This is a genomic window from Acidobacteriota bacterium (assembly GCA_020845575.1).
Taxonomy (GTDB): Bacteria; Acidobacteriota; Vicinamibacteria; order Vicinamibacterales; family Vicinamibacteraceae; genus Luteitalea.
Window position 1 is genome coordinate 34,064 of the sequence record JADLFL010000040.1, and the last position, 22,641, is coordinate 56,704.

Here is a 22,641-nt window from a genome sequence, read left to right on the forward strand (position 1 = left end):
CTTTCGTTCTTCAGCGTGCGGCGATCTCGGCGTCGATTGCGGCGGCAGCGGCGGCGGGGTTGGCAGCGCCGGTGACGGGCCGGCCGATCACCAGGTACGACGCGCCGGCATCAATGGCGTCGGCGGGCGTCATCGTGCGGGCCTGATCGTCCCTGCTCGCGCTGGCCGGACGGATGCCAGGGGTGACGACCGCGAGATCGGCGCCGCACGTTTCGCGACTGAGCGTGATCTCCTGCGGCGACGCCACGACGCCGTCGATGCCCGCCTCGCACGCGAGCGCCGCAAGGCGCCGCACCTGCTCGCGGACGCCGTCGGCGATACCCACGCCACGCAACCGGGCATCGTCGAGGCTCGTGAGCACCGTGACGCCGACGATGAGTGGACGCGCGCGACCCGCGCGCGCCGCTTCCTCGTGCGCGGCGTCGCGCGCGGCAACCAGCATGTCGTGTCCACCGCTCGCGTGGACCGTCATCATCCACGCCCCGAGGCGCGTGCCCGCGCGCACGGCGCCGGCGACGGTGTTCGGGATGTCGTGGAACTTCAGGTCGAGGAACAGCCGCAGCCCGCGATCGACGATGGGCGCAACGGCCGCTGGTCCTTCGCTCACGAAGAGCTGCTTGCCGACCTTGAAGCCGCCCACGTCCGGCAATTGCGCGACGAGCGCGTCTGCCGCGGCGATGGTGTCGACGTCGAGAGCGATCAGGATGGACGACATGCAGGCTCCGCGGGCCTGGACTTGCCCGTCTTGACGGCGCCTACCAGGTCGGCGAGGCGCGTCACGCCGTGGCGCGCGCAGTAGGTCCCGAGATCGGCGAGGACGCGCGTCCAGATGAAGGGGTCGGCGAAGTTGGCCGTGCCGATCTGTACGGCGTTGGCGCCGGCCAGCATGAACTCGATCACATCGTCGGCCGACGCGATGCCACCCATGCCGACGATCGGGATGCGCACGGCCTGCCGGCACTCGTACACCATCCGCACGGCGATCGGGCGGATGGCGGGGCCGCTCAGGCCGCCCATCACATTGGTCAGCTTCGGCTTTCGCGTCTCGACGTCGATGGCCATTGCAAGGAACGTGTTGACGAGCGACACCGCGTCGGCGCCGGCTTCCTCCGCCGCGCGCGCGAACGACGCGACGTCCGTCACGTTCGGCGTGAGCTTCGGCATGATCGGCAGCGTCGTCGCCTTGCGCACCGCAGAGACCACGGCGTGCGTGCCGGGCAGGCTGCACCCGAACTGGATGCCGCCCTCCTTGATGTTGGGGCACGAGATGTTCAGTTCGATTGCCGCCACGCCCTCGTGATCCGAGAGCACGCGGCACACCTCGACGTACTCGTCGAGCGTCACGCCGCACACGTTGACCACCGTGACGGCACCGAGCGCGCGCAGCTCCGGCAGGCGCTCCTTCACGAAGCGGTGGACGCCGATCCCCTGGAGTCCGATCGCGTTCAGCATGCCGCCCGGTGTCTCGACGATGCGGGGCGGGGCGTGGCCTTCGCGTTCCGAGAGGAACAGGCCCTTGACGACCACGCCGCCGAGCGACGAGATGTCGAACGCGCCGGCGTACTCGACGCCGTAGCCGAAGCAGCCGCTCGCGGCCATCAGCGGGTTGCGGAGCGTGAGCGGGCCGAGCGGCGTCGTGAAATCAACCATGGTGGGCGAGCCCTTCCCACTGCAGGGTGCTGGCGGCGAACACGGGACCGCTGGTGCAGGAGCGAACGAAATGGGCGCCGCCCTCCGGTGTCTTCACGGGCACGACGCAGCTGTAGCAGCCGCCCATGCCGCAGCCCATCACCTGTTCGAGCGAGACCCAGGCGTCGCGGCCCGCGGCGGCGGCGCGCTCGGCAACGGCACGCATCATCGGCGTCGGACCGCAGCAGTAGATGGCGATGGGCTCGTCCGGCGACGCTGCCTGCAGGGCCTCGTCGAGGGGAAGCGTGATGCGTCCGTGCGTGCCGACGCTACCGTCCTCGGTGGCGAGCACGAGTTCGACGCCGCGTTGGGCGAACCAGTCCGCGTAATACAGGTCTTCGCCGCGGCGTGCGCCGTAGAACAACCGCCGCGCGATCCCGCGTGCGGCGAGCGTCTCGGTGAGCGTGGCGAACGGCGCGAGTCCGACGCCTCCGGCCACCATCCACACCGACGTCGGCGGCTCGACGAGCGGCCAGGGCTGGCCGAGCGGGCCGAGACACGAGAGACGATCGCCCACGCGGACGTCGAACAGTTGTCCGGTGCCCGTGCCGACGCGCTTGTTGAGGATGCTGATGCCGCGCGGCGTGCCGTCGTCGTCCCGCACGATCTCGAAGATCGAGAACGGACGCCTGAGCAGCGGCTCGAGGCCGGGCTTGGTCTTCACCATGACGAACTGGCCGGGCCGTGCGGCTGCGGCGACCGATGCCGCCGCGAGCGTGACGACGTTGTACTCTGCCGAGAGCGTACGATTCCCGATCACGTCGGCCCGCTCGTCCACGATCATCCTCGGCAGCATAGCGCATCAGCCCATGCCGTACCTGCGACTCCTGACCAACGCCCTGGTGGCCGGCGTGCTTGGCGCGGCGATGCTGGCGCACCTGGTGCTGTTGCTCAATCCGCAACTGTCGCCGCGCCCGGGCGTGCTGTTCTCGCTCGGCTGGCGCCTGCTGGTCACGGCGGCTCCGCTCATCGCCGGCGCGTTCTTCGTGGCGAGTCTCGCACGGTACCTCTCGACGCGCCGCGGGCCGGGGTGGCTCAGCCTCCGCATCCTTGCCTGGACCACCACGCTGGTCGTGGCGCTCGGCGCGCTGCTGGCGTGGCTCAATCTCTCGGCGTTCGAGTCGTCGCTCTCGCCCGCCGCCGCGCGCCGCGCGTTCGTCGTGACCGTCACGCTCGCCTGCGCCAGTGGCGTGCTGTTGGTGATCGCGCTGGTCCACTACGGATTCGGCAGGCGTGGCAGTCGTGTCGGCGGCACGGTCCTCGGCATCGCCGTTGTCGCAGCGGTGGTGCTGCCGCTCGTGGCCCGCGGACCGGCGGAGTGGAGCCTGGCCGGAAGCGGCATGGTGCGCACCGTGGGTCCCTCGCTGCGGGAGACGCCGCTCGGCCGCGTGCGGATCGTCGCGATCGACGGCGCGTCGCTGGACTACGTGTCGCCGGCCGCGGCGCAGGGGCGCCTGCCCAACATCGGACGGATGATCGACGGGGGGGCGTCCCTGGCCCTCTCGTCGATCGAGCCGAGACAGCCGCAGCCCGTCTGGTCGTCGGTGGCCACGGGACGCTATCCGCCGGCGACCGGCGTGCGTGGTGACCATCGCTTTCGCGGCGGCTGGGCCGCGTTCGACCTGCTGCCGCGCTACGTGTTCGCCGACGTCCTGGTCCTCGCGGGCGTCCTCGATGTGGAGCCCATCGTTGCCGCCGACCTGCGCGGCGCACCGCTGTGGCGCGTGCTCGAAGCGTCAGGGATCCCGGCCGTCACGGCGGCATGGCCCCTCAGTGACGGGAGCGGCGCGCGCATCGGGCGTGTCATCGCGACGCCAGCGCGTGCGCCTGGTGCGACGCCGATCGACACCGACACCGGCGTCCGCGCGCAATTCGAAGACGCGCTCGGGATTGTCGACGCGCGTGTGGCATCCGTGCGGTATGCCGCGCTGGCGGCGCTTGCGCCCGAGGCGCGGCGCCGACAGTCGTCGGCCGGTCGTCGCGCACTCGACGAGACGTACGACTTCATCGACAGGGAGGTCGGCCGCATGCTGAGTCGTCTCGCGCCCGACGATCTGCTGCTCGTGGTCTCCGGATATCGCGTCGAGTCGCCGAGCCCCTTCGAACGTCTCCGCGACCGCATCGTCGACGATGCGGGACTGGCGGCGGAGGCGAGCCGCTCGGACGGTTTCATGCTCGCGTACGGCCGGCACGTCGCGCCCGGCCGCAAGTCCGTCGGCGCCATCGTCGACGTACTCCCGACGGTGTTGTACTACCTCGGCCTGCCCGTCGGCCGCGACATGGACGGCTACGCGCGCACCGACCTCTTCGTCCCCGCGCTCACCACCGAGCGCCCCGTCACGTTCATCAGGAGCTATCAGTAGGACCGCCCGGCAACCGGCAACCCGGCAACCGGCAACCGGCAACCGGTCCCGCCTTTGCGCCAACGGCGCTACGTCGCGGCAAGCGTTTCCGGCATCGCGGCACTTCGGGTGCTACACTGTTCCGTGGCTCTTTAAGGCGGACCTGTGAGTCCGCAAAGAGGTCGCATGCCAGACGCCTCGTTTTCGCGCGTTCGCGCGAGTGTTTCCTGCAGTCCATCGTCCGTGCGCGACCCTTTCGCGGCGACCCGACGTGTGTCCCGGAGGTCCGCATGCCCCAGGTGATGGATGGCGCGCGGATCGAGCGCACGCTCGCGCGCATCGCGCACGAGATCCTCGAGCGCAACCGCGATCTCTCCGACGTCGCGCTCGTCGGCATCCGCACGCGCGGCGTCGTGATCGCGGAACGCGTCGCCGCGGTGCTCGAACAGGTCGGCGGCGTGACGATGCCGGTGGGATCGCTCGACATCACGCTCTATCGCGACGACTACATGCGGCACCCTGTCGGTCCGCAGCCTGTCGTGCGCAGCACCGACATCCGCTTCTCGGTGGAAGGTCGCCGCATCCTGCTCGTGGACGACGTGCTGTATACGGGACGCACGATCCGCGCGGCGCTCGACGCGATCATCGATTACGGACGTCCGCGCAGCATTCAGCTCATCGTGCTCGTCGACCGCGGTCATCGCGAGTTGCCCATCAAGGCCGACTACGTCGGCAAGAACCTGCCGACGTCGCCCACGCAGAGCGTGCAGGTACGCCTCACCGAGATCGATGGTGTCGACGAAGTCGAACTCGAGGAGGGCGCATGAGCGGCGCTGATGCGGTCACTGCGTTGCGCGGACGTCATCTGCTCGGCATCAGCGACCTCGAACCCGGCGAGATCTCCCTCATCCTCGACACCGCCGACGCGATGCGCGAGGTGGGTGAGCGCGCGATCAAGAAGGTGCCTGCGCTGCGCGGGCGCACCATCGTCAACCTGTTCTTCGAGCCGAGCACGCGCACGCGCACGTCGTTCGAGATCGCGGAGAAGCGCTTGAGCGCGGACACGCTCAATCTCGCGGTGTCGACGTCGAGCGTGGTCAAGGGCGAGACGCTGCTCGACACCGTGAGCAACATCGAGGCGATGCAGCCGGACATGCTGGTGGTGCGCCATGCCTCGTCTGGCGCGTGCCATCAGCTCGCGCGCCATTGCCGTGCGCGCATCGTCAACGCGGGCGACGGGCTGCACGAGCATCCCACGCAGGCGCTGCTCGATGCCTACACGATCCGGCAGCACAAGGGGCGGCTCGACGGCCTCACCGTGGCCATCGTGGGCGACCTGCTGCACAGTCGCGTGCTGCGGTCGAACCTGATCCTGCTGCGCAAGATGGGCGCCACGGTGCGCGTGGCGGCGCCGCGCCCGCTCGTGCCCATGGGGATCGAGGCGCTCGGTGCGATCTCCTGCCGCACGATCGAGGAAGCGATCGACGGCGCCGACGTCGTGATGATGCTGCGCATCCAGTTGGAGCGCATGCAGAACAACTTCTTCCCGTCGCTGCGGGAGTACTTCACGCTGTTCGGCCTCACCGCCGATCGGCTGGCGCTCGCGCGGCCTGACGCGATCGTGATGCACCCGGGCCCGATGAACCGTGGCGTGGAGATCGCCTCCGACGTGGCAGACGGCAACCAGGCCGTCATCCTCGAGCAGGTGGCCAATGGCGTGGCGGTGCGCATGGCGGTGCTCTACCTGCTCGGCGGAGGCAGCGAGGAATGACCCCGGCGATGACGTGCGTCCTGAAGAACGGCCGCGTGGTGGATCCGGTCAACGGCCGCGACGGACGGTTCGACGTCGAGATACGCGACGGCGTCATCGTGCGCGTGGCTCCGGACCTTCCGATTCCTGACGGTGCCCTCGTGCTCGACGTGCCCGCCGGCTGCATCGTCACGCCGGGGCTGATCGACATGCACGTGCACCTGCGCGAGCCGGGGCAGGAGCACAAGGAGACGATCGCGTCTGGCGCGGCGGCGGCTGTCGCCGGTGGCTTCACCGCCGTGGCGTGCATGCCCAACACGTCGCCCGTCAACGACAGCGCGGCCGTCACGCGCTACATCCGCGACAAGGCCGACGCGGCGGGTCTCGCGCGTGTCTATCCGATCGGCGCGGCATCTGTCGGGCAGAAGGGCGAGCAGTTGGCCGAGATCGGCGAGCTGAAGGCCGCCGGTTGCGTGGCCGTGTCCGACGATGGGCATCCCATCCGGACGGCGCTGCTGATGCGTCGCGTGCTGGAGTACGCGGGCATGCTCGACGTCCTGGTGATTGATCACTGCGAGGATCCGACGCTCAAGGGCGATGGTGTCGTCCACGAAGGTGCCGTCGCGTCCGAGCTCGGATTGCGCGGCATTCCCGGTGAGGCCGAGGAGCTCTGGGTCGAGCGCGACATCACGCTGGCCGGCCTCGCGAAGGTGCCGTTCCACGTGGCGCACCTGAGCACCGCCGGCTCGCTGCGTGCGGTGCGGGCAGGCAAGGCGCGCGGGATTGCCGTCACGTGCGAGGTGGCACCGCATCACTTCGTGCTCACCGACGAGGCGCTGCGCGACTACGACACGAACACGAAGATGAACCCGCCGCTGCGCCCGCCGTCCGACGTCGCCGCGCTGGTGGAGGGGCTGGCCGACGGCACCGTCGACGTCATCGCCACCGATCACGCGCCGCATCACGCCGACGAGAAGGCGCTCTCGTACGACCACGCGCCGTTCGGGATCACGGGTCTCGAGACCGCTGTGTCGCTGACCTTCGATCGTCTCGTCCACGCGGGGCATATCGGTCTGGCCCGCATGGTCGAACTGCTGTCGGTGAACCCGGCGCGCATCCTGAAGGTGACGGGTGGATCGCTCACCGAAGGTGCCCCTGCGGACATCAGCGTCCTTGCGCCGGACCTGCCAGTGACGATTCGTGCGTCCGCGCAGAAATCGGCGTCCAGGAACATGCCGTTCGAGGGCTGGACGCTCCGCGGTGGCGTGGCTGCCACGGTGGTGGGCGGCCGTCTCGTCTATCGCAACACGCGCGTCGAGGGGCTCGACGCCTGGCCGGCGGCACCAGTCCGGTGACCGTCGCTTCCCCGGAGTCACGATTGATGACGCAACGTATCGAAGAAGTCCGCAAGCGCGCACAGCGCATCCTGCAAGGCGCGAATGTGCTCCTCGACGGACACTTCGATTTCGGCAACGGGTATCACGGCCGCACGTACGTGAACCCGCACATGCTGTTCTGCCAGCCGTCGACGATCTGGCAGCTCGCGCAGGATCTGCTCGACGTGCTGCCCTACGACATCACGTCTCGCGTACAGGCCGTGGTGGGGCCGTCCACGGGCGGCGCGCTGCTCGCGCACACGATCGCCGGACTGCTCGATGGCCGTCGCAGCCTCGACCATCCCCCGTGCGTCTTCGCGCCGGTGCACTTCGACATGGAGGAGGGGCTCCGGCTGCGCTCGACATATCGCGGCGTGCTCGCCGGCAAGAGGGTCCTGATCGCGGACGATGTGCGCAATACGGGGAAGACGTTCAGCCTCTGCGCAGAGCTGGTGACCAAGGCCGGAGGCGAGGTGATCGCCACCGCGCAGATCTACGACCGCATGGCGGCCGTGGTCTCGCTCGACGTGCCCAACTTCGCGCTGCTCGAGTACGACGCGCACGACATCCACACCGCCGCCACGTGCCCGCTGTGCGCCCGCGGCGTGCCGATGACGCGCTTCTAGTCCCGCTCGCCGATGGCCGCGCCCGCGCGCCGCGTCTCATCGCGATCGCTGTCCACGGCAGCGCTCGCGCGCCTGCGCGTCGAGCTCGATCGCCTGCACGACGGCTACAACGTGCCCGACTCGGCTGCCGATCCCGTGCAGTTCGTGCGGCGGTACGACGATCCGCGCGACAGGGAGATCGTCGCCGCGCTCGCATCTGGGCTCGCGTTCGGCAGGCTGGCGAGCGTGCTCGCGAGCATCGAGCGCGTGCTCGCCCTGATCGGTTCGCATCCTGCGGCGTACCTGTCGTCGATGGACGTGCGCGACGCGCGCGCGTCGCTCGCGCCCGTCGTCCACAGGTGGACGCGCGGCGACGACATCGTGGCGCTGCTCGTCGTGCTGCGCGATCTCGTCGACAGGTTCGGATCGCTCGAAGGCGCGTTTCTCGCGGGCGACGATTCGTCGAGTGAGGACGTCGCGTCAGGTCTCGAAGCGTTCTGTGCGGCGGCGTGCGCCGTCGACGTGCGTGAGGCGTATGGTGGTGCGCGCAAGGACAGGCTCGGCGTGCACTACTTCTTCCCGCGACCGTCGCTCGGCAGCGCGTGCAAGCGCCTGAACCTGTTCGTGCGCTGGATGGTGCGACAGGACGCCGTGGATCCCGGTGGATGGTCCGGGGTGTCGCGCGCCCGCCTCGTGATCCCGCTCGACACGCACACCATCCGTGTAGGCCGCTGCCTGCGCCTCACGCACTACACGAGCCCCGGCTGGCGCATGGCCGCCGACATCACCGCGACGCTCCGCCGCATCGATCCCGTCGACCCGGTGCGCTACGACTTCTCGCTGTGCCACATGAGCATGATGGGCGCCTGCGGCTGGGGCCGCCCCGTCGCCAACAGCCAGTGTCCGCTGCGCGGTTTCTGTCGCCCCGCCCGCTGACGGGCCGGGCAAGCCAGGCCCGCCAGGGGCCGAGCCGCGCGTCGATCAGTGCCGGTTCGCGATCAGCTCTTCGTACACGCCGATCGTCTCCCGCACCATGTGGTCGACGCTGAAACGCCTGTGTACGCGCTCGTAACCCGCTGTCGCATACCGGCGGGCGCGCTCCTCGTCCTTCAGGAGTGTGATCAGCGCGTCGGCAAGGGCGTCTGCGTGCCTCGGCGGTACGAGGAGACCTGTCTCGTCGTCGACGACGACTTCGGGGATGCCGCCCGTGTCCGTCGCGACGATCGGCCTGGCGCACCCCATCGCGTCGAGCAGCGACGTGCCGAGTCCTTCCATCGTCGAGCTCATGACGAAGATGTCCGCGGTCTTCATCAGCGACAGCACATCGGTCCTGAATCCCGGCAGCAGCACGTGCCTGTCGAGCCCGAGGTTGTGGATCTGCTTCACGAGACTTTCGTGCAGTTCGCCCTGGCCGAGGATGACGAGTCGCGCGTCGGGCACGGCACGCACCACGCTCGCGAACGCGTCGACGAGGTACCGTTGACCCTTGTGCGGCACGAGCGCCGCCACGTTGAGCACCACAGGCGCACCGTGCGGCAGCCAGAACGTCTCGTGCAACGACACCGGCGGCGCATCGGCCACGTGCTGCAGGTCCACGCCTTCGTGCACCGTGACGATGCGCGACGCTGGAATGCCGTCACGTTCGAGGATGGCACCGATCGCGGAGGACGCGCAGATGAAGCGATCGACCTGCCGATACTTCGCGCGCGACAGCCTGTTGGACGCCAGCCTGAAATCCACGCGACGCGACGCGACGAGCAGCGGCGGCGGCCACGGCATCCGAAATCCGAGCGCGAGCGCGGCGAGTGCCACGCCATGCGGATCGTGCGCGTGAAGAATCTGCGGATTGCACGCACGGATGACGCGTGCGAGCTTCCACGCGGCGTGGAAGTCGACTTCGAACCGCGGCGCGAGCGGCAGCAGGTCCGCGTCCTGCGGGGCGCGCCGTCGCAGCTCACCGTCCGGATGCGCCACGAGCATCGTCGGATGGCCGAGCGCGCGAAGGCCCTTCACGGTGAGGAGTGCCTGGTTCTGGCCTCCGCGCCACGTGCGGGCGGTGTCGATGTGGATGGTGCGAATCGCCATCACGTGTGTGTTCAGGCGCGACGCCAGCGCTCCCACAGCTTGACGTACTTGAGCAGCACGTACACGCCACCGAGCAGCGAGACGATGAGGCCTGGCACGCCGTCCCTGAACCCGGTGCGCGCGACGTAGTTGCGAAGAAATGCCGCAGGCGGGTGCACCAGCAGTTGCCACGCGCTCGCGCGTCGTCCAGCGGCGTACATCTCGTCTGCGGCGAGTGACGTGTAGTGGTTCATGCGTGCCAGGTGCGCGGCGACGTCGTCGTACGGTCGATGTTCCAGTTCGCCCGACAGGTCGCCGATGGTCCCGTCCACGAGCAGCGCTTCATGCACGCGACGATCGTCCCAGCGCGCACGCCGCCTGTCGTAGAGCCGCACGGCGCGATCGGGATACCAGTCGGTGGTGCGAATCCATCGCCCGAGATACCAGGTCACGCGCGGCATGCGACAGGCGACCGTACCCGCGTCCGGCTGCCACGCGAGGATCTGATCGCGCAAGGCTGGCGTCACCGCTTCGTCGGCGTCGAGCGACAACACCCAGTCGTGCGAGGCCAGCGACGCGGCATGGTTCTTCTGCGCGCCGTAGCCCAGCCACGCGCGTGTCTCGACGTGCGTCGCGAGAGGCCGCGCTCGGGCCACCGTGTCGTCACTACTGCAGGCGTCCACGACGATGCGCTCGGCGGCCCATGCCACCGACTGCAGCGCGCGCTCGATGTGTGCGCCCGCGTTCTTCGTGATGAGAATCACCGAGATCGGCGCCGGCACAGGGGAAGAATAGCTGAAGGCCGGCGCCGCGCGTGGCGGGACCGGCGTTCGGGGACTGCTGCGATCGGTGGAGGCTGCTAACGGTTGCCCGTGCCGGTGTTGGCCCCGCCGCCGTTCTGCGTACCGACATTGTTGACGCTCAGGCTGCCGCCCGAACCGGAGATCGACGCTTCCTGCGCGGCTTCGAAGTCGACGCGCGACTTCTCGAAGTCGAGAATGGCGCGCTGCTCGTTGTTGCGGGCCACCGCGAGATCGCGCTGGGCCTGCAGGACGTTGAACGTGGTGGACAGGCCGACGCCGAACTTCTTCTGCTCGGCTTCGAGGCGACGCTCCGCCAGCGATCGCGCGGCCTGCGTCGTGGCGACGCGCTGCAGGTTCGTGTTGACCTGCCGCGCGAGATCGCGCACCTGCTGAACCACCTGGCGTTCGAGGTCGCGCAACTGCAGCAGGTTCTGCTCGTTGGTCAACCGCTGGCGCTCCAGGTTCACACGGTTCACGTTGCGGCCGACCGGGTACCTGACGTTGACGCTCACCGACCATGTCGGATACGTGAAGCCGAGCACGTCTCCGAGCACGTCCGTGTACGGGATCACGGTGCGCGATCCGGTCTCGGCGCCTGGGTTGAACGGGTCGTCTCCAGCCTGCCTCTGGATGAGCGAGCCGCCCAGCCCCGCGAGACCGTAGTCGACGACAGCCGAGACATCCGGAAGGGTCTGGTTACGCCAGTACCTGATGCGGACGTCGTTGTTCTCGAGTTGCTTGCGCGCCTGCTGCAGGTCGAGACGGCCGGCCATCGCCTTCTCGACGGCGGCGTTCACGTCGACGGGCGTCGTCGCCAGCGACGGCGGATCGGCGGGCTCGAACGTCGTCGTCCAGAAGTCGGGCGTCTGCGGGCCGAGAACGAGCGAGCGCAACTGGTCCTGCGCCTGGGCCACCGACTGCTCGCCGATGATGACGTTCTCTTCGTTGGAGGCGACCTCGGCCTCGGCCTGCACGATGTCGATGGGGGCCATGGTACCGACCTCCACGCGCTTGCGGTTGTCCGCGAGTGTCTGCCGCGAGAGATCGAGCGTCTGCTGCTGCACCGCGAGTGCAGACTGCGCGACGACCAGGTCCCAGTACGCGTTCTTCACGCTGCGCACGGTGGCCACGACGGTGTTACGGAACTGCATCTCGCTGATCGCGAGGTTGTTCTTGTTCACGAGGATCTGCTGCCGCGTGTTGTCGATGGCGCGATTGCGCAGCAGTGGCTGCGTGAAGTTGAACGTCAGGTTGCCGCGCGTGGTCGGGTTCAACGTGGTGAACCTGTCGTTCGTCTTGGTGCGCGAGGTGTCGTAGCCGAGTGTGTAGGACCCGCCGGTCGGGAGGAACTGCTCCACGCCGAAACTGCCCACGGCCTGCTTCTGCTGGTAGCTCGCGCTGTCCTCGGCCGCCGACTGGAGGATGCTGGCGACGGGCGACTCGACGCTCTGGAACCGGATCCGCCCGGTGAGCGTCGGGAGCCATCCGCCGTACGCCTGGGCGAGATCGAGCTCCGAGAACGCCGGATTCATGCGCTGGACCTGGAGTGACACGTTCTGCTCCAGTGCCATCGCGACGGCTTCGTCGATCGTGATCCGGCGAACCGGTCCGGCGAGTGCCGAAAGCGGCGTGGTCGGCGTCTGCGCGGAAGCGCCTGCCGCGGCAGATGCCATGGCCAGCGCCACGATACCGCGCCGGAAACGAAAGGGAACCGATGGGATCACGGACGTCAACTCCATCTCCTGGGAGAGCAGCTCGATAGGGCCGTCCGGGACGAGTGAAGGATGTCCGGGTATGCGGCCGAACCAATAGACGAAATCATACAGGCCGCGGTTCGGCCCAGATGGCGCGTCCCACGACCGGATGATGCGTCCACCCGCCGGACACGCGAGGACCGTGCCGGCGTGCCACGCGAATTGGCAAATGCCCTTGCCGAGGGCACAATGCCTTGGTCGATGACCCCGTTGCATGCCCGATTCGTGCTCACCGCCGTCCTGCTCGGCATCGCCGCGCCGGCATCGCTCGTCGCCCAGCCGGCCACGGCCACGCGCGCGGCATCGTCGGCCGCCGCGGCGACGTTCCCGCTCACCGTGGACAGCATCATGCGGGGACCGGCGCTCGTCGGGTATCCACCAACAGGTCTCCGCTGGTCCGGCGACAGCGCGCGCCTCTATTTCGAGTGGCAGGCGCGTGACGAGGACGAGTCGGCGACGTGGGTGGTCAACGCCGACGGCACCGGCCTGCGCAGGCTGACGGAGGAGGAGCGGCGCCTCGCGCCGCCCGTCAACGGCCGCCGGGATCGCGCCGGCCGCCGCGTGCTGAGCGCGGTGCGTGGAGACATCGCGCTCTTGGACACCGTTGCGGGGACGCGCCTCGATCTCACGCGCATGGCCGGCGCCGAGTCGTCGCCGCGCTGGGCGCGCAACGAGACGCACGTCACGTTCGTGCGCGATGGCGGCCTCTATCTGATCGCGCTCGATACGGGTGGCATTCAGCAGATCGCCGAATCGGGCCAGAAGACGCCCGATCCGAAGAAGACCGACAGCCAGCAGGCGCTGGAGCGCGAGGAACTCGACCTGCTCGAGCACGTGCGCGAGACGAAGCGTCGCCGCGAGCGCGACCAGGCGCGCCGCGATCGCGATGCTCTGCCGAAGCTCGAACTGCGCGCGCGCCAGACGGCGACCGATCTGCAACTCGACGCGTCGGGTCGATACGTGTGGGCCATCGTGACGGAGCGGCCGGAGGGCGCCAAGACCGCCGACGTGCCCGACTACGTCACCGAGTCGGGCTATGTGGGCGATCTGCCAGGACGCACGAAGGTGGGCGACGTGCAGTCCAGGGCCACGCTCGCCATCCTCGACCTCGAGACGCGCAAGACGTCGTGGGTCACGTTGCCCGAAACCGGAGGCACCGAGAAGGCTCCGCGCGAGGTGCGCTGGAGCATGCCCGTCCTGTCCGACGATGGAGCCGTGGCCGTGGCGTCGGTGCGTGCCACCGACAACAAGGATCGCTGGCTCGTGCGCATCGATCCTGCGACCGGCACGACAACGGTGCTCGATACGCTGCACGACGATGCGTGGATTCGGGAGGGATTCGCGCAGGGCGGATCGAGCTTCGGGTGGCTGCCCGGGGGACACCGACTGTGGTTCACGTCGGAGCGGACGGGGTGGTCGCACCTCTACGTGCTCGACGCCGACGCGCCGGGCGAGCCCCACGCCATCACGTCTGGTGAGTGGGAAGTCAGCGATGTCGCGCTGTCGCTGGATCGCCGCACGTTCTACCTCACGACGACGGAGGTCCATCCCGGCGAACGCCAACTCTATGCGGTCGGTATCGACGGCGGTACGCGCACGCGCCTGACAACGAGAACCGGGTCCAATCTGGGTGAGGTCTCACCCGACGGCCGGACGATCGGGCTCGTGCACTCGACGGGCAACATGCCGCCTGAGGTCCACGTCTCCGCGTACGGCGCGAGTGAGCTGGTTCGCGTCACCACCAGCCCGTCGGCGGAGTGGAGCGCGCATCGGTGGCTCGATCCGCAGGTCGTGACGTTCCCGTCGCGCGACGGCAAGACGCTCTACGCGCGGATCTACACGCCGGAGATGGTCGGGGCGAAGCGCCATCCGTCGCGTCCGGCCGTGCTGTTCGTACACGGGGCTGGCTATCTCCAGAACGCGCACAAGTACTGGTCGAGTTACTACCGGGAGTACATGTTCCACCATCTGCTCGCATCACGCGGGTATGTGGTGCTCGACGTCGACTACAGGGCGAGTGCCGGCTACGGCCGCGACTGGCGAACCGCCATCTATCGGCACATGGGCGGCAAGGACCTGGAGGACATCGTCGATGGTGCGAAGTACCTTGTGTCGGCGCACAGGGTGAACGCGAAGCACATCGGCCTGTACGGCGGCAGCTATGGCGGATTCATCACGCTGATGGCGATGTTCACCACGCCCGACGTGTTCGCCGCCGGCGCAGCGCTGCGCCCCGTGACCGACTGGGCGCACTACAACCATGGCTACACGTCGAACATCCTCAACGTGCCGCAGTCCGATCAGGAAGCGTACCGCCGCAGCTCGCCGATCTACTTCGCAGACGGCCTGAAGGGCGCGCTCCTCATCTGTCACGGCCTTGTCGACGTCAACGTCCACGCCCAGGATTCGATCCGCCTCGCACAGAAGCTGATCGAGCTCCGCAAGGAGAACTGGGAACTCGCGCTCTATCCCGTCGAAGACCACGGCTTCGAAGAAGCCACGAGCTGGGCCGACGAATACAAGCGGATCCTGAAACTCTTCGAAACGAACCTGAAATAGCCGCCCTATGTCCCCTGCCTCCGTCCTCGAACTGTTCCGCCAGCGTGGTGCTCTCCTCGAAGGCCACTTCGTCCTGTCGTCGGGTCTGCACAGCACCGGGTACCTGCAGTGCGCCCTGATCCTCCAGCATCCGGGTGATGCCGAGGCGCTCGGCCGTGCGCTCGGCGAGAAGGTGAAGGCGGCGGGGCATGCCGTGGATCTGGTGCTGTCGCCCGCGATGGGGGGCCTCATCATCGGCCATGAGATGGGGCGCGCGCTCGGTGTACCGGCGATCTTCGCCGAACGCGTGGACGGCACGCTCACGCTGCGCCGCGGCTTCGCGATCGAGCCTGGTACGCGCGTCCTCATCGTCGAGGATGTGGTGACGACAGGGAAGAGCACGATGGAGACGGTACGGGTGGCCGAGGAGCGAGGAGCGACAGTGGTGGGCGCCGCGTCGATCATCAATCGCGGCGGCGGTGATGCGTTGGCTGTGCCGTACGTGTCTCTGGCGGACGCGCGCTTCCCGACGTACGCGCCAGATGCCTTGCCGGACGACCTGCGCGACGTGCCCGTCGTCAAGCCTGGGTCGCGTCCCGCGCCGCAGTAACGTGCCCCGCGTCCTGCTGCGCGTGGCGTACGACGGCACCGCGTATGCGGGCTGGCAGCGCCAGACCAACGGCGTGTCGATCCAGGCACTGCTCGAAGACGCGCTCGCGCCTGTCGTTGGCGGCCGCGTCACTGTCGCCGGTGCGGGTCGCACCGACGCCGGCGTCCACGCCGATGCGCAGGCGGCTCACGTGGACGTGCCCGACGGCATCGACCCGAGCATGGTCATGCGTGCGGGCAACGCACGATTGCCGGCTGACGTGCGCATCAGGCGTGCGGATCTCGTCGCCGACGACTTCCACGCGCGCTTCTCGGCCGTGTCCAAGACGTACAGGTACGCGTGGCTCGTGAGCCACGTCGGCCACCCGCTCCTGGCGCGCACGCACCATGTGGTCGCGCCTCCCCTCGATTTGTCGGCGATGGCACACGCCGCAGCCCGCGTCGTCGGCACGTTCGACTTCCGTGCCTTTCAGTCCGCAGGTGCGACAGTGGCGAGCACCGTGCGGACCGTGACAGGCGTCGACTTCGGCGTGCGTCCCGCAGCCGATCTCGGCCTGCAGTTGACGGACACCGAGCGCATCGTCGAGCTCGAGATCCGTGGCGAGGGGTTTCTTCGTCACATGGTCCGCGCGATCGCCGGGACGTTGCTCGACGTGGGCTACGGCCGCCGCACGCCGGACGACATGGACCGTCTCCTCGCCGGCGCCCCGCGATCCGAGGCCGGTCCCACCGCCCCGGCACACGGCTTGACGCTCGTCGACGTGGTGTACTGAAGCCGTTTCCGTATGGAGCGAAGGGGCTTCAGGCCCCTTCGACGGTCTAGCCGACGATTTCTCCCGCGTGCAGGCGTCGAAGGAAGTGTTCGACAGGCAGTACGCGGGTGCCATCGACGTCCAGCTCCTGATGCCCACGGTAGACGATGTAGCTCCGCGCTGGACCACCCGCAAGAAAGGCGTCGATGCCCTTCTTGTATTCCCGGCGATAGCGACGTCCGTGTTTGACTTCGATGGCGACGACTCGCGTGCCATGCCACCAGACGAAGTCGACTTCGCTGCCGCTGGGCGTTGCCCAGTACGCCAGCGACCCCTTCACGCCGGCATAGTGCAGGTAGCTCTGGATCTCGTGCAGCACGAGATGTTCGAGGAGGACGCCATCCCAGTCGGCAGGCAGCGGCTGATCGAATCCGCCTGCTGCCGCGTGAAGCACGCCTGCATCGAACCAGTAGAACTTCGGGAGCGCGACCTCCTTGACCTTCGCACGCGGGCGGTACGCAGGGAGCCAGTGTCCGATCAGCGTGTCTACGAGGATGTCGAAGTAGCCGCGAGCTGCCTCCCTCGACACGGCGGCGTCACGTGCGATGCCGGAGACGTTGGTTGTCTGACCTGCCGCAAGGGTCGCCACTTCGAGGAAGCGACTGAAGCTTCCGAGGTTTCGTACCAGGCCTTCGGCTCTGATTTCTTCGCTCAGGTAGGTCGTCACGTACGCGCGCAGAAATGCCTCACGTGCCTGGTCGTCGTTGGCCGTGACGCTCATCGGCATGGAACCGTAGCGGAGAAGCTGGTCTGTAGAGACCGAGAAGTCCATCTCCTTGCTGGTGAGTGGAAAGAGCTTTCGCAGGACCGCCCGACCCGCCAGGAGGTTCGCGGCCCCTCGCTTCAGCTTGCGGGCTGACGATCCCGTCAGCGCGAAGCGCTTGTAGCCCTTCTCCTCCATCAGGAAATGGACTTCGTCGAGGAGCCGCGGGACACGCTGCACCTCGTCGACGACGATCCACTGGCGGGCAGGTCGCGCCAGCACTTCCGCGCGGAACAGCGCAGGGGAGCGTTCGTATCGCAACATCGCGTCCGCCGGCAGCAAGTTCACGACGTAGGCATCGTCGAACACCTCGCGGATCCAGGTGCTCTTGCCCGTGCCTCTCGGACCGAACAGGAAGAAGGGCGATGCCGGCCGCGCGAGTGAGCGTGTAAACATCACAACCAAATTTACCGTAAAATTGGTTGTGTATCCAGCAGCATGCTGACGCTCTTCGCGGTGTTCGTGCTCGTCCTGCTCGTGGTGGGACTGGCGTCGTACGTACCCGCACGCCGCGCGGCCGGTGTCGACCCGGCGCTTCTGCTGCGCCGCGACGCGCACCCGACCTCTACCACATCAGTAGTCACGCGCAGCGCGCAGGGCCGGCGGGGACAACGCAACAGCGTTTGCAGTTCATCCATAGAAACGCGCCGTTCGCCGGCGTTGGTCGGTGCGTTTGGTGATCAAGAGCAGCACGAACGATCACGTGTTCCCGTACCGGCGATCTCATCCATGAGCGCGCCGGTGTGCGGGTGCGGACGTGAGTCATGCCGCAGGGGAGGCAGGCATGAGCGAGGTCTTCGACGGAACGGTAGAAGTTCAGGATGGCGCCGGCACGACGACTGTCGTGCTCGATGGCGGACAAGGCGATGCCGTTGTCGGCGGTGGCGGTCAGGATGGCACGCTGCGCCTGCTCGATGCCGCCGGCAATCTGCGCGTGGACGTCGACGCCGCGACCGGAGCCGTCACGATCACCCGCGCGTCTGGCGAGCCAGCTGTCGAGATACGTCAGGACGGCAGTATCGGCATCTTCACGACGCTCGGCGGTGACGCCCGCGAGGTCATCCGCCTTGCCGCGGGTCCGGCGGATCTGCGTCTCGGCGCGGCGGGGAGTGCCGGCGACGTCCGTCTGCACGATCAGGACGATCGCGAAGTGGTGCGTCTCGCGGGCTTGTCGGCGGCGCTCTTCCTTGGAGCCGAGGGGAACGGCGGCGACATCGTCGTGCGCGACGGGACCGGTACGGAGGTCTTCCGCGTGGCGAGCGCGAATGCCGCCGTGCACGTGGGTGGCGCGGGCAATGAGGGCGACGTGATCGTGCGCGACGCGCAGGCGCGCGACGTGATTCACGCCAACGGGTCGAACGCCGCACTCTACGTCGGTGCGGCGGGCAACGAAGGCGACATCATCGTGCGTGACGGCACCGGCACGGACGTCTATCACGTGGATGGCCATCGCGCGGCCGTGTACGTCGGCGGAACTGGCAACGAGGGCGACGTGATCGTGCGTGACGCGCAGGCGCGCGAAGTGATTCACGCCAACGCGGCCAACGCCGCGCTCTATGTCGGTGCAGCGGGTAACGAAGGCGACATCATTGTGCGTGATGGCGCCGGCACGGACATCTTTCACGTGGATGGTCATCGCGCGGCCGTGTACGTCGGCGGGACCGGCAACGAGGGCGACGTGATCGTGCGTGACGCGCAGGCGCGAGAGGTGATTCACGCCAACGCGTCGAACGCCGCGCTGTACGTCGGCGCGAACGGCAACGAAGGTGATGTGGTGGTACGCGATGGGGCCGGCCGCGAGGTGATTCATCTCGACGGCGGCGGTTCCAATCTCACCGTGCGCCGTCAGATCGGCAACACGCTGCGGGACGTGCTCCGCTTCAACGGGAGCAATGCGGCGTTGTACGTCGGCGCCAACGGCAACGAAGGCGATGTGGTGGTGCGCGATGGGGCCGGCCGCGAGGTGATTCATCTCGACGGAGGCAATTCCAACCTCACCGTCCGTCGTCAGGTCGGCAGGACGCTGCGCGATGTGCTGCACTTCGCCGGCGCCAACGCCGCGCTGTATGTCGGCAGCACCGGCAACGAAGGCGACGTGATCGTGCGCGACAGCAGCGGGCGCGACGTTTTCCACATGGATGGCCAGAACGCCGCACTCTACGTCGGTGCGACTGGCAACGAGGGCGACATCATCGTGCGCGACAGCGCTGGCCGGGATGTCTTCCACATGGACGGCCAGAACGCCGCGCTCTACGTCGGCGCGAACGGCAACGAAGGCGACCTCTTCATCCGCGATGGTGCCGGCCGCGACGTGTTCCACTTCAGCGCCGACTTCGCCGTGCTCGACGTGGGTGCCGCCGGTAATGAAGGCGATATCCGTGTTCGAGACGATGCGGGGAACGTCCGGATCCATCTCGACGGCGGCGCGGGCGACATCAGACTGCACGGTGCCGACTGCGCGGAGCACTTCGACGTCCGCGACGCGGAGTCCATCGACGCGGGTACCGTGCTCGTCATCGACACCGACGGTGGCCTGCGCGAGAGTTCGGCGGCCTACGACGCGCGCGTCGCCGGTGTCGTGTCCGGCGCCGGCGGGTATCGGCCTGGCATCCTGCTCGACAGCGTAGAGACGGGGGAAGGACGGCAACCCATCGCGCTGGCGGGCAAGGTGTTCTGCAAGGTCGACGCGGAGTACGGCGCGGTGCAGGTGGGCGATCTGCTGACGACGTCCGCCACGCCAGGCCACGCGATGCGTGTGGCAGACCCGGCACGCGCGTTCGGCGCGGTACTCGGCAAGGCGCTCGCGCCGCTGCCTGACGGCCGTGGGCTCGTGCCCATCCTCGTGGCGTTGCAGTAGGAGAGAGGGCAGATGGCGTCACTTCGCAGCCTGGCCTCGTGCATCGGCATCGGCGGCTCGTTCTCGGTGCTGCGCGACTACTTCGGGTTCGCCCGCGGCGTGCTGCCGCCCGATCCGACGGGCGCCGACGTCACCGTGTCGCTGCTGCGCCAGGAGCGTCGACTGCAGGGCGACTTCCTGCACATCAACGTCATCGCCGTCGGCAGCGATCAGTTCACCGACGGCGACTACATCGAGATCGACTACAGCATCTTCAAGATCCGGGACATCTATCACACCGTTGGTCTTGGCGTCGGGCGTGTGCGGCACTATGTCATCCCGACGGCGGATGCCGATGGGCTCGACTCGCCGACGAGCCGCGACGATCTCGAGGAACTGACAGCGAACTGGACCGTCAACAACAGCGGCATCGATCTCTTCGTGCCGCACAACATGAACATACCGTCCGGCAACGGCATCCTGCTCGGCAGGTCTGCCGTGGACGGTCCGTGCAACAAGGACGCAAAGGGCATGACGGGCGCCGTCACCGGGTTGTGGGGATCCGAGCAGACGGCCCGCACCTTCGCGCACGAGATCGGCCACTATCTGAGCCTTGAGCACCGCAACAACCAGCCGGACAACCTCATGTGCCAGAGCGGCAGCGCCAACAGCACCCGCGACTCGGTGCTGCTGACGAGCGGTCAGGGCAACGACATGGACGATCACTGCTCGGTCCGTGGACCCTGTTGAGGAGACGATGATGATCCGGCACCACGTCACGGGTGATGACGCCACATGGCCCGAGCGCTACTCGCTCGAACAACTGCGCGCCGCCGCACTGCGCGGTGACGGCGAACCGGCGCGCCCGTTGGCGCTGGCACTCCTCTCGCGGGTCGACTATCCACAGAAGGTGCGCGACATGACTCGCGTGCTCATGAACGACGGCGAGAGTCCACGCCTTCGCGGCATGGCGGCCACGACGCTGAGCCGGATTGGCACGCGCGCCGCAGTCAACGCGCTCGAACGCGCGCTGACGATAGACGAGGACGTGGCGCTGCGGAGCGTGCTGCAGGGCCTGTCGCTGGCGGGGACCGAGGCGTCGCGCCAGGCAGTCCAGCAGCTGTCGCGACGGCGCGGTGTGGTGGGTGCCGCCGTGCGGAACACGGGTGTGCTGCTGCGGCATCGATTGGGCGCATCCGGCGCGGCTGTCGTACGGGCGGACAGCACGTTGCGCATCAACCCGACAACGGCCGTGCCGATCACGGTGCGCGCGGCGACGCGCACGCGGGCGATGCAGGCCGTCGAGCAGGTGACGAGCGACGTGCCGTCGCTGCGCCTGTCGGCCGCCAATGCCGTCGCCGTGAGGTGCCTCGATCGCGATCTGCTGTTCGTGTTCACGACAGACGTCGCGGAGCGCGGCATGGCGCGACTCGTCGCCGCGAAGGCAGAGGCTGGCGTCGTGCTGTTGCGGCGGGTGCTCGAGGGGAGCGGGTGGGAGGTCAAGCACCACGTGCTCACGTCGCCCGAGCGCGACGGCACCATTCGCATCACCATCACGTCTGCGCGCGGACGTCCTCTCTACGCGGGCACGGCCACCATCACCGGCGAGCGCGCGACGTTCGTCCTGCGGACCGTCGCCACGCGCGGCGTCGCGGCCATCGACCTGCGCGGCACGTTCGAGCGCGGGCGCCTGTCGTTCACCGAAGCGCGAACGGATCCGCGAATCAGACAACGCGCGCTCACGCCATCGCTGCTGGGCAGCAGGAAGTAGCGCCTGAGCCCGCCGAAGGACGGAGAGCCGCGCCATGGGTTGAAACCCCTGGCCTCCATAATCCTGTTGCCTGTTGCCGGTTGCCGGTTGCCGGTTGCCGGTTGCCGGTTGCCGGTGCCCGGTGCCCGGTGCCCGGTGCCCGGTGTATCAATACGTCGACCGTCCGCCCGAGATGTCGAACACGGCGCCCGTCGAGAAGGAGTTCTCGGCGGAGACCAGCCACGTGGCCAGCGACGCGATCTCTTCGACGTGGACGAACCTGCCGCGCGGGATGCGGCTGCGCATGTACGCCACGTGTTCCGGCGTCATCTGTTCGAGGATGCGTGTCTCGGCCGCGGCAGGCGTGATGCAGTTGACGGCGATGTCGTGCGCCGCCAGTTCCTTTCCGAGCGACTTGGTCAGCGCCATCACGCCCGCCTTCGACGCGCTGTACGCCGACGCGTTCGGGTTGCCCTCCTTGCCCGCCACCGACGCGATCGCCACGATGCGGCCGTAACCGCGGGCGATCATCCCGGGCACGAGCGCGCGACAGCAGAGGAACGTGCCCGTCAGGTTGATGGCGAGGATCCGGTCCCAGTCAGGCAGCGGATACTCCCACGTGACGTGGTTCGGCCCGGCAATTCCCGCGTTGGCCACGAGGATGTCGACGTGGCCGGCGGTCGCCAGCGTCTCGCGTGTCGCGCCGTCGACGCGTGCGGCATCGGCGATGTCGACGATGACGGGCGTCACGCGTCCGAACGCGCCGAGCGCCGCGCAGGCCTCGGCCGCGGCGGCCGGATCGTGATCCCAGAGCCAGACGGCGGCCCCGGACCGCAGCAGGCGCTCCGCGATCGCGCGTCCGATGCCCTGAGCGCCGCCCGTGACCACGGCATGACGGGACGTGAGGTCGTACTGGTGCATGTGGGGATTATCTGTCGCACCGGTGGCCT

At 68.4% G+C, this 22,641-nt stretch carries 20 protein-coding genes; 12 read left to right on the forward strand and 8 right to left on the reverse strand.

The genetic code is table 11. The features are described from left to right. Nucleotides 1-10: 10 nt before the first annotated feature. From pyrF to IT182_11310, 3 genes are read right to left on the reverse strand one after another with little or no spacing between them, the layout of a single operon-like run. Nucleotides 11-715: an orotidine-5'-phosphate decarboxylase gene (gene pyrF / locus IT182_11300; protein ID MCC6163921.1), complete on the reverse strand. Its 705-nt coding sequence runs from the start codon at nt 713-715 to the stop codon at nt 11-13. Beyond that, nucleotides 700-1,650 carry a dihydroorotate dehydrogenase gene (locus IT182_11305; protein MCC6163922.1) on the reverse strand — a complete coding sequence of 317 codons (951 nt, stop codon included), beginning with the start codon at nt 1,648-1,650 and terminating at the stop codon, nt 700-702. Before IT182_11305 ends, pyrF begins: the two co-directional genes overlap by 16 nt. Continuing rightward, nucleotides 1,643-2,473, reverse strand: coding sequence for a dihydroorotate dehydrogenase electron transfer subunit (locus tag IT182_11310; protein MCC6163923.1), 831 nt, complete (start codon nt 2,471-2,473; stop codon nt 1,643-1,645). Before IT182_11310 ends, IT182_11305 begins: the two co-directional genes overlap by 8 nt. Before the next feature lie 25 nt (nt 2,474-2,498). Between IT182_11310 and IT182_11315 the strand changes: the two genes are divergently transcribed. The 6 genes from IT182_11315 to IT182_11340 all read left to right on the forward strand — a co-directional run bounded on the left by IT182_11315 (nt 2,499) and on the right by IT182_11340 (nt 8,698). Continuing rightward, nucleotides 2,499-4,052 carry an alkaline phosphatase family protein gene (locus tag IT182_11315; protein MCC6163924.1) on the forward strand — a complete coding sequence of 518 codons (1,554 nt, stop codon included), beginning with the start codon at nt 2,499-2,501 and terminating at the stop codon, nt 4,050-4,052. A gap of 269 nt (nt 4,053-4,321) precedes the next feature. Continuing rightward, nucleotides 4,322-4,858: a bifunctional pyr operon transcriptional regulator/uracil phosphoribosyltransferase PyrR gene (gene pyrR, locus IT182_11320; protein MCC6163925.1), complete on the forward strand. Its 537-nt coding sequence runs from the start codon at nt 4,322-4,324 to the stop codon at nt 4,856-4,858. Continuing rightward, the gene (locus tag IT182_11325; protein MCC6163926.1) at nt 4,855-5,802 is read left to right on the forward strand and encodes an aspartate carbamoyltransferase catalytic subunit; all 948 of its coding nucleotides are present in this window, start codon (nt 4,855-4,857) and stop codon (nt 5,800-5,802) included. Before pyrR ends, IT182_11325 begins: the two co-directional genes overlap by 4 nt. Before the next feature lie 8 nt (nt 5,803-5,810). Continuing rightward, entirely contained in the window at nt 5,811-7,136 is a 1,326-nt protein-coding gene (locus IT182_11330) for a dihydroorotase (GenBank protein ID MCC6163927.1), read from the forward strand. Between the two features lie 26 nt (nt 7,137-7,162). Continuing rightward, nucleotides 7,163-7,783: a hypothetical protein gene (locus IT182_11335; protein ID MCC6163928.1), complete on the forward strand. Its 621-nt coding sequence runs from the start codon at nt 7,163-7,165 to the stop codon at nt 7,781-7,783. Nucleotides 7,784-7,795: 12 nt separating this feature from the next. After that, on the forward strand, nt 7,796-8,698 hold the full coding sequence (locus IT182_11340; GenBank protein MCC6163929.1) for a TIGR02757 family protein: 903 nt from the start codon (nt 7,796-7,798) through the stop codon (nt 8,696-8,698). Between the two features lie 45 nt (nt 8,699-8,743). Here IT182_11340 and IT182_11345 read toward each other — a convergent pair whose 3' ends face one another. The 3 genes from IT182_11345 to IT182_11355 all read right to left on the reverse strand — a co-directional run bounded on the left by IT182_11345 (nt 8,744) and on the right by IT182_11355 (nt 12,353). Then, entirely contained in the window at nt 8,744-9,883 is a 1,140-nt protein-coding gene (locus IT182_11345) for a glycosyltransferase (GenBank protein ID MCC6163930.1), read from the reverse strand. After that, complete coding sequence (locus IT182_11350; GenBank protein ID MCC6163931.1) at nt 9,859-10,608, reverse strand: glycosyltransferase family 2 protein; 750 nt, start codon at nt 10,606-10,608, stop codon at nt 9,859-9,861. Before IT182_11350 ends, IT182_11345 begins: the two co-directional genes overlap by 25 nt. A gap of 77 nt (nt 10,609-10,685) precedes the next feature. Beyond that, nucleotides 10,686-12,353: a TolC family protein gene (locus IT182_11355; protein MCC6163932.1), complete on the reverse strand. Its 1,668-nt coding sequence runs from the start codon at nt 12,351-12,353 to the stop codon at nt 10,686-10,688. Nucleotides 12,354-12,584: 231 nt separating this feature from the next. On the opposite strand from IT182_11355, the gene IT182_11360 reads away from it, so the two are divergent. Genes IT182_11360 through truA form a run of 3 tightly spaced genes read left to right on the forward strand, consistent with a single transcriptional unit; the run spans nt 12,585 to nt 16,303 of the window. Then, nucleotides 12,585-14,942: a S9 family peptidase gene (locus tag IT182_11360; GenBank protein ID MCC6163933.1), complete on the forward strand. Its 2,358-nt coding sequence runs from the start codon at nt 12,585-12,587 to the stop codon at nt 14,940-14,942. Nucleotides 14,943-14,949: 7 nt separating this feature from the next. Then, on the forward strand, nt 14,950-15,531 hold the full coding sequence (locus IT182_11365; protein ID MCC6163934.1) for an orotate phosphoribosyltransferase: 582 nt from the start codon (nt 14,950-14,952) through the stop codon (nt 15,529-15,531). Nucleotide 15,532: 1 nt separating this feature from the next. Then, complete coding sequence (gene truA / locus IT182_11370; GenBank protein ID MCC6163935.1) at nt 15,533-16,303, forward strand: tRNA pseudouridine(38-40) synthase TruA; 771 nt, start codon at nt 15,533-15,535, stop codon at nt 16,301-16,303. Between the two features lie 46 nt (nt 16,304-16,349). On the opposite strand, the gene IT182_11375 is transcribed toward truA, so the two are convergent. Beyond that, nucleotides 16,350-17,501 carry an ATP-binding protein gene (locus tag IT182_11375; GenBank protein ID MCC6163936.1) on the reverse strand — a complete coding sequence of 384 codons (1,152 nt, stop codon included), beginning with the start codon at nt 17,499-17,501 and terminating at the stop codon, nt 16,350-16,352. A gap of 388 nt (nt 17,502-17,889) precedes the next feature. On the opposite strand from IT182_11375, the gene IT182_11380 reads away from it, so the two are divergent. From IT182_11380 to IT182_11390, 3 genes are read left to right on the forward strand one after another with little or no spacing between them, the layout of a single operon-like run. Further along, nucleotides 17,890-19,962, forward strand: coding sequence for a hypothetical protein (locus tag IT182_11380; GenBank protein ID MCC6163937.1), 2,073 nt, complete (start codon nt 17,890-17,892; stop codon nt 19,960-19,962). A 12-nt stretch (nt 19,963-19,974) separates the two neighbouring features. Further along, nucleotides 19,975-20,691 carry a hypothetical protein gene (locus IT182_11385; GenBank protein MCC6163938.1) on the forward strand — a complete coding sequence of 239 codons (717 nt, stop codon included), beginning with the start codon at nt 19,975-19,977 and terminating at the stop codon, nt 20,689-20,691. Beyond that, nucleotides 20,678-21,712: a HEAT repeat domain-containing protein gene (locus tag IT182_11390; protein MCC6163939.1), complete on the forward strand. Its 1,035-nt coding sequence runs from the start codon at nt 20,678-20,680 to the stop codon at nt 21,710-21,712. Before IT182_11385 ends, IT182_11390 begins: the two co-directional genes overlap by 14 nt. Nucleotides 21,713-21,859: 147 nt before the next feature. Here IT182_11390 and IT182_11395 read toward each other — a convergent pair whose 3' ends face one another. Then, the gene (locus IT182_11395) at nt 21,860-22,612 is read right to left on the reverse strand and encodes an SDR family oxidoreductase (protein MCC6163940.1); all 753 of its coding nucleotides are present in this window, start codon (nt 22,610-22,612) and stop codon (nt 21,860-21,862) included. Nucleotides 22,613-22,641: the final 29 nt, after the last annotated feature.

Excerpts from the sequence above, each read along its gene's own strand:
- IT182_11375 (MCC6163936.1), bottom strand. The coding sequence starts at position 17,501 with ATGTTTACACGCTCACTCGCGCGGCCGGCATCGCCCTTCTTCCTGTTC.
- IT182_11385 (MCC6163938.1), top strand. The coding sequence starts at position 19,975 with ATGGCGTCACTTCGCAGCCTGGCCTCGTGCATCGGCATCGGCGGCTCG.
- pyrR (MCC6163925.1), top strand. The coding sequence starts at position 4,322 with ATGCCCCAGGTGATGGATGGCGCGCGGATCGAGCGCACGCTCGCGCGC.
- IT182_11305 (MCC6163922.1), bottom strand. The coding sequence starts at position 1,650 with ATGGTTGATTTCACGACGCCGCTCGGCCCGCTCACGCTCCGCAACCCG.
- IT182_11360 (MCC6163933.1), top strand. The coding sequence starts at position 12,585 with ATGACCCCGTTGCATGCCCGATTCGTGCTCACCGCCGTCCTGCTCGGC.
- IT182_11380 (MCC6163937.1), top strand. The coding sequence starts at position 17,890 with ATGAGCGAGGTCTTCGACGGAACGGTAGAAGTTCAGGATGGCGCCGGC.
- IT182_11310 (MCC6163923.1), bottom strand. The coding sequence starts at position 2,473 with ATGATCGTGGACGAGCGGGCCGACGTGATCGGGAATCGTACGCTCTCG.
- IT182_11365 (MCC6163934.1), top strand. The coding sequence starts at position 14,950 with ATGTCCCCTGCCTCCGTCCTCGAACTGTTCCGCCAGCGTGGTGCTCTC.
- IT182_11395 (MCC6163940.1), bottom strand. The coding sequence starts at position 22,612 with ATGCACCAGTACGACCTCACGTCCCGTCATGCCGTGGTCACGGGCGGC.
- IT182_11325 (MCC6163926.1), top strand. The coding sequence starts at position 4,855 with ATGAGCGGCGCTGATGCGGTCACTGCGTTGCGCGGACGTCATCTGCTC.
- pyrF (MCC6163921.1), bottom strand. The coding sequence starts at position 715 with ATGTCGTCCATCCTGATCGCTCTCGACGTCGACACCATCGCCGCGGCA.
- IT182_11330 (MCC6163927.1), top strand. The coding sequence starts at position 5,811 with ATGACGTGCGTCCTGAAGAACGGCCGCGTGGTGGATCCGGTCAACGGC.
- IT182_11315 (MCC6163924.1), top strand. The coding sequence starts at position 2,499 with ATGCCGTACCTGCGACTCCTGACCAACGCCCTGGTGGCCGGCGTGCTT.
- IT182_11340 (MCC6163929.1), top strand. The coding sequence starts at position 7,796 with ATGGCCGCGCCCGCGCGCCGCGTCTCATCGCGATCGCTGTCCACGGCA.
- IT182_11335 (MCC6163928.1), top strand. The coding sequence starts at position 7,163 with ATGACGCAACGTATCGAAGAAGTCCGCAAGCGCGCACAGCGCATCCTG.